This window comes from Mesorhizobium sp. 113-3-9, assembly GCF_016756515.1.
Classification (GTDB): domain Bacteria; phylum Pseudomonadota; class Alphaproteobacteria; order Rhizobiales; family Rhizobiaceae; genus Mesorhizobium.
Genome location: NZ_AP023246.1, coordinates 7,468,639 through 7,481,555, shown reverse-complemented (window position 1 = coordinate 7,481,555; position 12,917 = coordinate 7,468,639). Strand labels below are relative to the sequence as shown.

Annotated in this window: 11 protein-coding genes; 5 read left to right on the top strand and 6 right to left on the bottom strand. The window is 64.0% G+C overall.

Annotation, left to right across the window (positions count from 1 at the left end; translation table 11 throughout):
* The first annotated feature begins 202 nt into the window (after positions 1–202).
* Entirely contained in the window at positions 203–625 is a 423-nt protein-coding gene (gene mscL, locus MesoLj_RS35705; protein WP_140775636.1) for a large conductance mechanosensitive channel protein MscL, read from the top strand.
* Between the two features lie 110 nt (positions 626–735).
* On the top strand, positions 736–1,902 hold the full coding sequence (locus MesoLj_RS35700; RefSeq protein ID WP_202324589.1) for a pyridoxal phosphate-dependent aminotransferase: 1,167 nt from the start codon (positions 736–738) through the stop codon (positions 1,900–1,902).
* Positions 1,903–1,929: 27 nt separating this feature from the next.
* Here MesoLj_RS35700 and hemA read toward each other — a convergent pair whose 3' ends face one another.
* Positions 1,930–3,207 (bottom strand): 5-aminolevulinate synthase, encoded by a 1,278-nt coding sequence (hemA, locus tag MesoLj_RS35695; RefSeq protein WP_140775341.1) that lies wholly within the window; start codon positions 3,205–3,207, stop codon positions 1,930–1,932.
* A gap of 278 nt (positions 3,208–3,485) precedes the next feature.
* Between hemA and galE the strand changes: the two genes are divergently transcribed.
* The 3 genes from galE (at position 3,486) to MesoLj_RS35680 (ending at position 7,664) form a co-directional block, all read left to right on the top strand.
* Complete coding sequence (gene galE, locus MesoLj_RS35690; protein ID WP_202324588.1) at positions 3,486–4,481, top strand: UDP-glucose 4-epimerase GalE; 996 nt, start codon at positions 3,486–3,488, stop codon at positions 4,479–4,481.
* 103 nt (positions 4,482–4,584) lie between these two features.
* Complete coding sequence (locus tag MesoLj_RS35685) at positions 4,585–5,835, top strand: D-amino acid dehydrogenase (RefSeq protein ID WP_202324587.1); 1,251 nt, start codon at positions 4,585–4,587, stop codon at positions 5,833–5,835.
* A 2-nt stretch (positions 5,836–5,837) separates the two neighbouring features.
* Complete coding sequence (locus tag MesoLj_RS35680; protein ID WP_202324586.1) at positions 5,838–7,664, top strand: alanine racemase; 1,827 nt, start codon at positions 5,838–5,840, stop codon at positions 7,662–7,664.
* Here MesoLj_RS35680 and MesoLj_RS35675 read toward each other — a convergent pair whose 3' ends face one another.
* From MesoLj_RS35675 to MesoLj_RS35655, 5 genes are read right to left on the bottom strand one after another with little or no spacing between them, the layout of a single operon-like run.
* A complete protein-coding gene (locus tag MesoLj_RS35675) occupies positions 7,665–9,041 on the bottom strand; it encodes an FGGY-family carbohydrate kinase (protein ID WP_202324585.1) in 1,377 nt (458 codons plus the stop codon).
* On the bottom strand, positions 9,038–9,355 hold the full coding sequence (rhaM, locus tag MesoLj_RS35670) for an L-rhamnose mutarotase (RefSeq protein WP_202324584.1): 318 nt from the start codon (positions 9,353–9,355) through the stop codon (positions 9,038–9,040). The genes MesoLj_RS35675 and rhaM overlap by 4 nt, the downstream gene beginning before the upstream one ends.
* Entirely contained in the window at positions 9,355–10,350 is a 996-nt protein-coding gene (locus tag MesoLj_RS35665) for an ABC transporter permease (RefSeq protein ID WP_202324583.1), read from the bottom strand. Before MesoLj_RS35665 ends, rhaM begins: the two co-directional genes overlap by 1 nt.
* A complete protein-coding gene (locus tag MesoLj_RS35660) occupies positions 10,347–11,327 on the bottom strand; it encodes an ABC transporter permease (RefSeq protein WP_202324582.1) in 981 nt (326 codons plus the stop codon). Before MesoLj_RS35660 ends, MesoLj_RS35665 begins: the two co-directional genes overlap by 4 nt.
* Positions 11,324–12,865 carry a sugar ABC transporter ATP-binding protein gene (locus tag MesoLj_RS35655; RefSeq protein ID WP_202324581.1) on the bottom strand — a complete coding sequence of 514 codons (1,542 nt, stop codon included), beginning with the start codon at positions 12,863–12,865 and terminating at the stop codon, positions 11,324–11,326. The genes MesoLj_RS35660 and MesoLj_RS35655 overlap by 4 nt, the downstream gene beginning before the upstream one ends.
* Positions 12,866–12,917: the final 52 nt, after the last annotated feature.

The window sequence follows — 12,917 nt, the reverse complement described above, 5'->3', positions numbered from 1 at the left end:
CAATCACAGCTTGAGCCCTAAGTCCATCGCGGCTTTGGGCGCATGAAGGGCATGATTTCTGGAGGTTGAGGTGGGCAAGGAGAAAGCGGTTGTTTTCTCTCTTTTACCCATGTTGCAACTTCAGGTTTTTGTTATTGTGCCCATGGTCGATGCCGCAAGGACGGAACGGCAGCGCGGCCGGGTCATGACAAGGAGGGTCGGAATGCTGAAAGAATTCCAGGAATTCATTTCCAAGGGTAATGTGATGGACTTGGCCGTCGGCGTCATCATCGGCGGCGCCTTCAGCACGATCGTTACCTCGCTGGTCAATGATATCATCATGCCGATCGTCGGCGCGATTTTCGGTGGTCTGGATTTCAACAATTATTTCTTCGGCCTTTCCTCGGCCGTCAACGCAACCTCGCTGGCGGACGCCAAAAAGCAAGGCGCCGTTTTCGCGTATGGCAGCTTCATCACCGTGGTGCTCAACTTCCTCATCCTCGCCTTCATCATCTTCCTGATGGTCAAGGTGGTGAACAATATGCGCCGGCGGCTTGAGGCCGAAAAGCCCGCGCCCGCCGCAGCGCCGCCCCCCGCCGATGTCGCGCTGCTGACCGAAATCCGCGATCTGCTCGCCAGGAAATAACTCGGCCTGCCATCGCTGGACCAAAACCCCGGTCGCTCGCGGCCGGGGTTTTCTGTTTTCGCATCTGGTAAGGAGCGCTGACCAACGCTTGAGACCGGAACCGACCCGCCATGACCTTGATCGACAGCTTGCGCGCCGAAGCCCGCGCGGCACCTGAAAGCGGCATTGTCGCCGTCGTCAATTACGGCCGCCTGCGCGAGGGCTTGATCCCGCTTTGGGCGGGTGAGGGCGACCTGCCGACGCCGGCCTTCATTTCCGACGCCGCTGCTCGGGGATTGTCCAATGGCGAGACCTTCTACACCTGGCAGAAGGGCATTCCTGATCTCAGGCAGGCGCTTGCCCGCTACTATGCAAGGCATTTCGCCAGGACGTTTCCCGAGGAGCAGTTCATCGTCACCGGCTCCGGCATGCATGCCATCCAACTGGCGCTCGATGCCCTCGCCGGGGCCGGCGACGAGGTTATCTATCTGTCGCCGGCCTGGCCGAATTTCGATGCCGCGGCGGCGATATCGGGAGCCGTTCCGGTGCCGGTCACGCTCGACAACTCGGGCAATGGCTGGTCCTGCGACGTCGAGAAGATAGCGGCGGCGATCACGCCGCGCACCAAGGCGCTGTTCATCAACACGCCCTCGAACCCGACCGGCTGGACCGCCGATCACGAGACCTTGCAGGCGATCCTGGATCTTGCGCGGGCGAAGAACCTCTGGATCATCGCCGACGAGATCTATTCGCTGTTCCACTATGGCCATGGCCGCGCGCCGTCCTTCCTCGACATCGCGACGGCGGAGGACCGCATCCTGTACGTCAACTCCTTCTCCAAGAACTGGGCGATGACCGGCTGGCGCATCGGTTGGATCAAGACGCATCCGAGCCTGCAGCAGGTGTTCGAGAACCTGATCCAGTATTCGAACTCGGGTGTTGCCCAATTCATGCAGCGCGGTGCGATCGCCGCGCTTGACGAGGGCGATGGCTTCGTCGCCGAGCAGGTGGAGCGGGCGAGGAAGGCACGCGACCTGGTCTGCGGCATTCTCGGAGCCACCGGCCGGGCCCGATTCACCGTGCCGCAGGGCGCCTTCTATCTGTTCTTCGCCGTCGACGGCATCACCGATTCGCGCGCGGCCGCTTTCGAGATCGTCGACAAGGCCAATGTCGGCCTGGCGCCTGGCACGGCCTTTGGTCCTGGCGGCGAAGCCTTCCTCAGGCTGTGCTTCCACCGCCGCCTCGATCAGATCGAGGAAGCTGCGCACCGGCTGGCGAAGTGGATGAAGACCGTTTGAGCGGGTGGTGGTTTTAGCCGCCCGAGATCAGCCGCCCGACTTGGGGACCAGCAGGGGAATGATGCGGTCGGTCTTGGCGACCGAAGGCCGGCCGGCGGAGCCGTAGGGGATGCCGAGCGCATCCCAGGTCTCGACCAGCGCATCCTGCAGTTCGGCGATCAGCGCGTCCGAATGGAACGGCGTCGGCGTGATGCGCAGCCGCTCGGTGCCGCGCGGCACGGTCGGGTAGTTGATCGGCTGGATGTAGATGCCGTGAACGCCAAGCAGCCGGTCGCTCGCCATCTTGCAAAGCTCCGGATCGCCAACCAGCACCGGCACGATGTGGGTCGCGGAGTCCATCACCGGCAGGCCGGCGGCCGCCAGGATCTGTTTGGTTCGGCTCGCCTGCTGCTGCTGCGCGTCGCGCTCGGCCTGCGATTGCTTGAGATGGCGGATGGAGGCGGTGGTGGCGGCGGCGATCGCCGGCGGCAGCGCCGTGGTGAAGATGAAACCCGGCGCATAGGAGCGAACCGCGTCGATCACCGCGCTGGTGCCGGTGATGTAGCCGCCCAGCGTGCCGAACGCCTTGGCCAGCGTGCCCTGGATGATGTCGATGCGGTCGGCAAGGCCTTCGCGCTCGGTGATGCCGCCGCCGCGCGGTCCGTACATGCCCACGGCATGGACCTCGTCGATATAGGTCATGGCGTTGTAGCGCTCGGCGAGCTCGACGATCTCTCTGATCGGCGCGATGTCGCCGTCCATCGAATAGACGCTTTCGAAGACGATCAGCTTGGCGCGCTCGCGGCCCGCCGCCTGCAAGAGGCTTTCCAGATGCGCGACGTCATTGTGGCGGAAGATCTTCTTTTCGGCACCCGAGCGCCGCACGCCCTCGATCATCGAGGCGTGGTTCAACTCGTCCGAGATGATCAGGCAGTTGGGCAAAAGCCGGGCAATGGTCGAGATCGAGGCTTCGTTGGAGACGAAGCCGGAGGTGAAGACCAGGGCCGCGTCCTTGCCGTGCAGGTCGGCAAGCTCCTGCTCGAGTTCGACCAGCGGGTTGGACGTGCCGGAGATGTTGCGGGTGCCGCCGGCGCCCGAGCCCATCTTGCCGGCCGCATTCTGGAATGCGGCGATGACATCGGCGTGCTGGCCCATGCCGAGATAGTCGTTGGAGCACCAGACGGTGATTTCCTCGGCGCGGCCATTGGAGCGCCAGATGGCGCGCGGAAACTTGCCCGCGATACGCTCGAGATCGGCGAAGACGCGATAGCGCCGCTCGGCGTGGAGCTGGTCGATCGCTTCTTCGAAGAACCGCTGGTAGTTCATGTCGGCTTCCCAATTTTGCGCGGGATCATAATCATTGCCCTATTGGTCGTCCACCGGGCCGTTTTGGTCAAAATGCCACGCCCCGCACCTGTTCCTAACGCTGGCGGATCATGGCCTATTCCCGTTCCAAGACACGCTCTGTGGATCACTTTTGTTTCCACACGATGCCACATCAAGTGAACGCCGGTTACCAAGGGTTCTAATGGCCATGCGGATGGCTTTCCAGTAAGGCGGTGTTTGAGACAGTTTCCGATAAATCTTGAGATGCGAGGATGCGGATGACGGTTTTGGTGACAGGTGGCGCCGGCTATATAGGCAGCCACATGGTCTGGGAATTGCTGGATGCCGGCGACAGCGTGGTCGTTCTCGACCGGCTTTCGACCGGCTTCGAATGGGCGGTGGCGCCGGAGGCAAAGCTCGTCGTCGGCGACGTCGCCGACAAGGAATTGGTCGGATCGATCATCCGGGACAATCATGTCGACGCCATCATCCATTTCGCCGGCTCCATCGTGGTTCCGGAATCGGTCGCCGACCCGCTTGCCTATTATGAGAACAACACCTCGAAGACGCGCACGCTGATCGAAACCGCGGTGCGCGAAGGCGTGCCCAATTTCATCTTTTCCTCGACCGCCGCCGTCTATGGTGGCGCCGGGCTTGAGCCGGTGCGCGAGGACGCCCGCCTGGCGCCCGAATCGCCCTACGGCCTCTCCAAATTGATGAGCGAATGGATGCTGCGCGACGCGGGCCTTGCGCACGACATCCGCTACACGGCGCTGCGCTACTTCAACGTCGCCGGCGCCGACCCGAAGGGCCGCACCGGCCAGTCGACGCCGGGCGCCACGCATCTTATCAAGGTTGCCTGCGAGACCGCGCTCGGCAAGCGTCCCTTCATGCAGGTGTTCGGCACCGACTACCCGACGCCGGATGGCACCTGCATGCGCGATTACATCCATGTCAGCGACCTCGCCGCCGCGCATCGCCTCGCCTTGCAGCGGTTGCGCGCGGGGGGCCCGAGCCTCGTCGCCAATTGCGGCTACAGCCATGGCTATTCCGTGCTCGAGGTGATCGACAGCGTGCGGCGCGCCTTCGGCCATGATTTCGAGGTGAGGATGGGCGATCGGCGTCCCGGCGATGCGGCGGCCGTGGTCGCCAATTCGGACCTCGCGCGAGCGGAACTCGGTTGGACCCCGCAACGCGACGACCTCGACCAGATCGTCGCCGACGCGCTCGCCTGGGAACGCATCCTGACCAGCAAGAACTCCGCACGCGGCTGAGCCAGGCTCCCCAAGGGCTCGCAACGCGCGCGGTGACACGCTATGGAAGCATTAGCGACACGGCGTGGAGGCGCTGTGCCGCGAAGAGCTTTTGGGGGATGGCATGAAGATAACGGTGCTTGGAGCTGGCGTCGTCGGCACGGCGGCGGCCTATTATCTGGCCGCCGACGGTCACGAAGTCACGGTGATAGAGCGCCATCCGGCGCCGGCGCGTGGCACCAGCCAGTCGAATGCCGGGCTGGTTTCGCCGGGCGACGCCACCGCCTGGGCCTCGCCGGCGGCGCTGAAGACCTTCCTGCGCGGGCTCTACAACCATGATCTCGGCATCAAGGTGCGGCTGCGCTTCGATCCTTATTTCCTTGCCTGGAGCCTGCGCTTCCTGCGCCAGTGTACCGTGGCCCGCCTGCGCGCCAACAGCCAGGTCAAGCTGCGCCTGGCGCTCTATTCACGTGAGTGCATCAACGCCATCTCGGCGGGCACTGGCATCCACTATGACGAGCGCAAGAAAGGCATCCTCTACTTCTTCCGCTCACAGCACAGCCTCGACACGGGCACCGACAATTACCGCTATCTGGCCGAGCATGGCCTGCCGATCGAGATCGTCGGCCGCGACCGGCTGGTCGAGCTTGAACCGGGCCTTGCCGGCGTGAAGGAAAAGATCGCCGGCGGCGTCTACTCGCCGATCGACCAGACCGGCGATTCCCGGCAGTTCGTGGAGAAGCTCGCTGCCCACGCCGCCGAAAAGCTCGGCGTGAGATTTCTCTACGGCACGACGGTCGAAGGCCTCGACATCGAGGGCGGCCGGGTGCGCGCGGTGATGACCTCCGCCGGACCGGTCGCTGGTGATGCCGTGGTGATCTCGATGGGCCCGGAAAGCGGCCTGCTCGGCCGCCGCTACGGCATCGACCTGCCGGTCTATCCGGTGAAGGGCTACACCGCGACCATTCCGTTGGAAGACGAGAGCAAGGGCCCGACCATGGGCGGCGCCGACGAGGACCAACTGATGGCCTATTCGCGCCTTGGCAATCGCTTGCGGCTGGCCTCGACGGCAGAATTCACAGGCTTCGACCGCACCCACAAGCCAAGCGACTTTGCCACCATGTTCAGGACTGCCAGGGATCTCTTTCCTGGCGCCTTCGACGAGAAGAAAGCGGAGCTGTGGGCTGGCCTGCGGCCAATGATGCCGAACTCCGTGCCGGTCATTGGCCAGGCGCGCTATGAAAATCTCTATCTCGACACCGGCCATGGCCATGTCGGCTGGACCATGGCCTGCGGCTCCGGGAAATTCCTGGCCGACCTTGTCGCAGGCCGCAAGCCGGAGATCGACCCGCAGGGGCTGGTCTACGGAGGCTAGGCATGTCGGGACCGCAAGTCGCCATCGACCTTGGCCGTATCGAGCGCAACGCCCGCACCATCGTCGACCGCTGTGCACTGTCTGGCATCAAGGTGTTCGGCGTCACCAAGGGCACTTGCGGCATGCCGCAAGTGGCGCGCGCCATGCTGCGCGGCGGCGTTGCCGGCATTGCCGAATCGCGTTTCGAGAACATCCGCCGGCTGCGCGACAGCGGCATCAACGCGCCGATCATGCTGCTGCGCAGCCCGCCCATGGCACGCGTCGAGGAGGTGGTGCGCACCGTCGACATCAGCCTGCAATCGGAACTCGCCACCATTCGCGAGATTTCGCGCATCGCCGAGCGCATGGGCCGCGTCCACGACATCATGCTCATGATCGATCTCGGCGATCTCCGCGAAGGTATCTGGCCGAGCGACCTGATCCCCACCGTCGAGAAGATCCTGGAATTCAAAGGGGTGCGCATCGCCGGCATCGGCACCAATCTCGGCTGCTTCGGCGCCATCATGCCGACGCCGGAGAACCTCGGCCAGCTCGTCGCTCACGCCTACAAGACCGAGCGCCTGTCGGGCAAAAGCCTCGACTGGATTTCAGGCGGCGCCTCGTCGTCGCTGACGCTGCTGCTCGAAGGCAGGCTGCCCCCCGGCATCAACAATCTCAGGGTCGGCGAGGCGATCCTGCAAGGCGGCGTCGAGACCTTTCGCGAGATGCAATGGGCCGAACTCGAACCCGATGCCTGCCGCCTGACCAGCGACATCATCGAGGTCAAGCTCAAGCCGTCACGGCCGATCGGCGAGTCCGGCTACGACGCCTTCGGCAACCAGCCGGTCTTTCCCGACGAAGGCGACAGGCTGCGCGCCATCGCCAATATCGGCCGCGAGGACGTGCTGGTGGAAGGGCTGACGCCGATCGCCAAGGGGATAAGGGTGCTCGGCGCCTCCAGCGACCATCTGCTGCTCGATGTGCAGGACGCCGATCCGCCGCCGGCCGTCGGCGACCGCGTCGCCTTCCGTATGAGTTATGGCGCCATGCTGCTCGCGATGACTTCGGAATATGTCGAGAAGGCGCCGATGCACGACGTCGCGGACTTTTCCGGCCGCAAGATGGTGTCGATCTCGGCTGAACCGGAAGCCGCCGGCATTCTCGCCCGCGAGGGGACGGGCGGGCGGCTGGAGGCGATGAATTTCGACGTCGTCGAACTGGCCGATGTCGAGCGGCCTCCCTCGGGGCTGATCCGTCTCACCGCCGGCGCCGATCGCCGCGTCGTCCACAAGGCGCTGACCGTGACGGCGCGCGCAACGCACTCCTTCGGCCTGATCTGGATCGATTCCATCGCCGCCCTGATGCCGGAGGATGAAGAGGGCATCGACCTGCCGGAGGCCTCGGTGCTGGCGCGAACGCTCGGTCTCGATCACAAGGCCGGCGCGCTGCAGCCTCAGCTGTCGCCGGAGAATGTCGTCATCGTCGGCTTGCGCCATGCAGATCCGGCCGAGGCGCGGGTGCTGAAGGATTCGCGCGTTTCGGCCTTCACCATGACCGACATCGACGCCATGGGCATGCGCGACCTGATGCATGAAGCGATCCGTATCGCCACATCGGGCACGCAAGGCTTTCATGTCAGCTATTCGCCGACAGCGACCGAATTCGCCGGCTGGGCGGCCGGCTCCGGCGGGCTGACCGTGCGCGAGACGCATCAGGCGATGGAGGCGATCGCGCTCTCCGGCGGCCTGCTGTCGATGGATGTTTCGGGCCTGACCAAGGGTCTGGAGCCCAGGATCGGCACCGATACCGTCAATTTCATCATGTCGGCCTTCGGCAAGCGGATCCTGTAATCAGCCCTGTGCTTCGACCGCCGCCCGCCATGCGCTGACATAGTTCGCCCAGGCCGGGTCGGCCGGCGGTTCCAGCCTTTCGCCTTTGCCATGCGTCGCGGCCTGATCCGATGCCAGCAATGCCGCGCCAATGCTGGTGCCGGTTGCGGCTTCCGAGGCGACGACGCTGCGGGCGGTGGCCGCCGCCAGCATGCCGACAAAGAGCCTGTTGCGGGCGAAGGGTCCTTCCACGGTGGTCGGACCGAAGGCGCCGATCAGCTCGAGACAGGTCGCCGTCATCAGCGCCAGGTAGAACGAGATGGTGGCGAAGCGCTGGCCATCATTCATGCCGTCGGCATCAAGCCATGTCGCGGCCTGGCGCGGGAACGGTCCCGACCCCTGCTGCGTCGACGGCAGCAGCAGGATCTTCCTTGCCAGAACCGCAAGCATATCGCTTCCACTGCAATCCAGCGGCTTGCCGTCGGTCAGCAGCGAGAATTCGCGTCCGCCCATGAAGCGAGCCGACGGCACGGGATTGCCGAGTGCATTGACATTGACCAGCGTATCGCGCGCCGCATCCAGCGTAACCTGCTTGCCGCCGACCGCCATCGATACCACCCAGGTCCCGGTCGAGACGACCGAGAAGGGCGGCGCATCCGACAAGAGATGCGGCAGCAGGGAGGCGTTGGAATCGTGCAGGCCGCAGAATACCGGTGTTTGCGGATGAAGCCCGGTTCGCACCGCAATCGCGGGCAGGATCGGGCCGAGACGGTCTCTTGCCGGCCGCACCGGCGCCATCAGGCCGCGCCAATCCAGGCGGTCGACCAATGACGAGAAATCCGCCTTCCACGGGTCCCAGAGGTCGGTGTGGCAGCCCAGCGAGGTGACCTCGTTGGCGGCGACGCCGGTGAGGCGCAAGGCCCAGTATTGCGGGTACATCAGCATCGCCACCGCCCGCGCGAACTCGGCCGGAAAGCGTTTCTGCTGCCAGAAGAATTGCGCTCCGAGATTGAGGCCGAGCGGCAGGCGCGGCGTGCCTGTCTCGGCAAAGGGCGGGCGGATCGCGTCATAGTCCGCCGCCAGCGTGTCGGGACCATCGAATTCATAGTCGAGTACCGGCAGCACCAGTTCACCAGCGGCATCGACCAGCGCGCCCGTCGCGCCATGGGTGGTGATCGAAATGGCGTCGATGCGCTGTTCGCGGTTGAGGCTGGCCAGGCTGTTGAGGATGAATGTCCACAGCGCTTCGACATCATGGTGCGGGTAGGGCGCCTGCCGCAGCGGCGCATTGGCCATCCGGCGCAGCGCGACTTCGCTCAACGTTGTGAGGTCCACCAGCGCCACCTTGGCGTTGGTCTTGCCGATGTCGATGACGGCGATGTGGCGCATCGCACTCATTCCATATGGAACACGGTTTCCAGCGGCACCACCACCGGTTCGTTGTCAGGCCTGGTTTCCATGATGTCGGCCATGTGGGCCCACCAGCGCTGCATCACCGGATGCTTCGGCAATTCGTCCATGTCGTGGTCGTCCCGCCGCCACAGCACGCCAAACAGGGTGTTGGTCTCTTCATCGAGATGGATCGAGTAGTCGCGGACGCCTGCCTGTTTCAAGAGCGCGACTAGCGACGGCCAGATCTCGTCGTGACGCTTCCTGTACTCGGCCTTCATGCCAGGCTTGAGCTTCATCTTGAACGCGTATTTCTGCGGCATCAGCGTCCCCCGCGCAGCCGCCGCCAGACGATCGGCAGCGCGATGACGATGATCAGCAGCAGGCCGATGAAGATCGACATGACGATACCGGGAACGTTGAGCAGGCCGAGGCCGAAGGTCACCAGCCCCATGATGAAGGCTGCGAGCACGACGCCCATAATACTGCCGGCGCCGCCCAGAATGCTGACGCCGCCGAGCACCACCATGGTGATGACTTCCAGCTCATAGCCTTGCGCGATCGAAGGTCTTGTCGAACCAAGCCGCGAGGTGATCAGCACCGAGGCGATGCCAGACATCAGCCCGGTCAGGCAGAACAGGATGAATTTGATGCGGCCGACGCGCACGCCGGAAAACTGCGCCGCGACCGGATTGTTGCCGATGGCGAAGACGCGGCGGCCGAAACTCGTGCGATGCAGCAGGAACCAGTAGACGATGGCCGCGATCAGGAAGAGCATCAGTTCGAACGACACCACCCACCAGACGTAACCCTGGCCGAAGAAGGCAAAGCTTTCGGGATAGCCCTTGTAGGCCTGGTCGCCGAGGATGATGAAGGCGATGCCACGGAACAGGCTCATCGTGCCGATGGTGACGACGATGGACGGCAATCCCAACCTTGTGACAAGCAGTCCGTTGAAGGCGCCGCAACCGAGGCCGACGACGATGCCGATCGCCACCAACGCCGGTGTTCCGGCACCTGCCTGCACCGCCATGCCCATCATGGTCGAGGCGAGCGCGATGATAGCGGCCACCGAAAGGTCGATCTCGCCGGAAATGATCAGCAGCGCCATGGCGAAGGCGATCAGGCCCTTCTCCGTGAAGTTGAAGGTCAGGTCCGACAGCGAATAGGGGTCGAGGAAATAGGGCGAGGCGAAGCTGTTGATGGCGAAGATGGCGACGGCCACCACGACCAGCAGCGCCTCCCAGGAAAAGATCGCTGACGAAAGCGGCTTGTCGAGCCGGTCGGGAATATGGCGCGGGGCAGGGATGTCGGTCATGTCACCGCCTCCATTTTTCGCAGGATGATGCGGCCCTGCTGGCGTTCGCCGCGCGCGTTGAGCACGACGGCCAGGATGATGGCGCTGCCCGAAATCGCCATCTGCCAGAAGGGCGAAATGTTGATGACCGGCAGCGCGTTGGAAATGATGCCGAGGAACAGCGCCCCCAGCACCGCGCCGCCGACTGAGCCGATGCCGCCGGCGATCGAGATGCCGCCGATGACGCAGGCGGCGATGATGTTGAGCTCATAGCCGTTGGCGACTTCGACCGAGGCGATCACATAGCGCGAGATCCAGAGGTAGCCGGCAAGGCCGCCGATCATGCCGGAGATGCAGAAGACGATGAATTTGGTCCGGCCGACATCGATGCCGGTATAGACCGATGCCGTCGGGTTGACGCCGATGGCGTAGATCGAGCGGCCGAGCGCGGTGCGTGTCATCAGGATGAAGAACAGCGCGATGACCAGTATGGCGATCCATGACAGCACCGGAATGCCGAGGAAGGCGGCGCGCTGGAAGCCGATGAACTCAGGGCTCATCTTGTCGGCATTGACCCATGCTCCGCCGGACAGCACGAAGGTGGCGCCGCGATAGATGGTTAGTGTGCCCAATGTCACCACGATCGAAGGGATGTTCAGCCGCCACACCAGAAGGCCGTTGATGGCCCCGAGCACCAGCCCGACGGCGAGCGCGATGACGATCAGCACCGGGATCGGGATCGTCGGATGCGCGGCGTTCAGCATAGCCACCACCATGCCGGTGAAGCAAAGGTTGGAGGCCATCGACAGGTCGATCGATCGCGTCAGGATGACGACCATCTGCCCGAGCGCCAGGATCATCAGGATCGAGGTGTCGTTGAACACCTGGCGCAGATTGCCTGGATCGGCAAAGGCGGGGAAGCGGGTCGAGATCAGCCCGATCAGCACGACGATGGCGGCGGCCAGCCAGATCTCGCGGTATTTCAGGAGAGCCTTCATGCCGCGATCCCCGCTGCCGTCCGGACCAGCGTCTCGGCGTCCAGCCCCTTATTGTCGTAGACCGCCGCGACAAGCCCCTCACGCATCACTACGACGCGGTCGGACATGCCGAGGATCTCCGGCAGTTCCGACGACACCATGATCACCGACAGGCCCTGCGAGACGAGCTCGGCCATGAAGCCGTGCACGGCGGCCTTGGAACCGATGTCGATGCCCTTGGTCGGCTCGTCCAGGATGATCACCTTGGGCGACGTCGCCAGCCATTTGGCGATGACGATCTTCTGCTGGTTGCCGCCCGACAATGTGCCGACATCCTGGCTGAGCGAGGAGGCCCTGAGGTCAAGCCGCTCGGTGTAGGAGCGGGCGAGCGAGAACTCTTCCGCCAGCCGCAGCAAGCCTGACTTGGAGGTGCGCTTGAGTGAGGGCAGCGAGACATTCTGGAAGATCGGCAGGCCGATCACCACGCCTTGCTTGCCGCGTTCCTCTGGCACATAGACGATGCCGGCCTCGATCGAATCCGCCGCTGATTTCGGCGCGATCGTCTTGCCGTCCAACGTGATCGTGCCGCCTGACGTGCGGGTGATGCCCGATATCGCCTGCATCACCTCGCTGCGCCCGGCGCCGACAAGGCCGTAGAAGCCCAGGATTTCGCCCTTGTGCAGTTCGAAGCCGATGTCGTTGAATTCGGTCGGATGCGAAAGCCCGGAGACGGTGAGCACCGGCGCGCCGATCTCGGCCTTGCGCTGCGGAAAGATATGATCGACCGAGCGGCCCACCATCATGCGCACGATCTGGCTCTGGCCGGCATCCTTGATCAGGCCTTCGCCGACCATTTCGCCGTCGCGGAACACCGTGTAGCGGTCGGCGATACGGTAGATCTCGTCGAACTTGTGGCTGATGAACAGGATCGCCTTGCCTTCGCTCTTGAGGAATTCGATCAGCAAGAAAAGCTCCTCGATCTCCTTCATCGAAAGGGCTGCGGTCGGCTCGTCCATGATGACGATCCGCGCGTCGATCGACATGGCGCGTGCCACCGCGACGAGGTGCTTGTTGGCGATGCCGAGATCCTTCAGCCGTGCATCGGCATCGATATGGCCGGCATGCATGGTGTCGAGCACTTCGCGGGCATCTTTGCGCATCGTGCGCCAGTCGATGGTGCCGAAGCGCGAACGTGGCGCATGGCCGAGAAAGATGTTTTCGGCGACCGTCAAATCGTCGAACAGCACGGTTTCCTGGTGGATGGCGGTGACGCCATGGCCGAAGGCGGCATGCGCGCTGGGCAGGGTGACGGCCTGGCCGTCGATGCTGATCGTGCCGGCATCCGGCTGGTAGATGCCGGTCATGATCTTGACCAGCGTCGACTTGCCGGCGCCGTTCTCGCCGATCAGTGCGGTCACCTGGCCGGGATAGAGCGAGAGGCTGACATTGTGCAGCGCGCGCGCACCTGGGAAACTCTTCGAGATTCCGGACAGCATCAGGCGTGGGGTGGAGGCCAGGGGCCTCTCCATCGCCGCGCCGTGTTGGGCTGTCGTGTCCATGGTTGTATCAAGCCCTGAAGCAGGTCCGTTTAAAGTCGCGGCGGGACGTGAG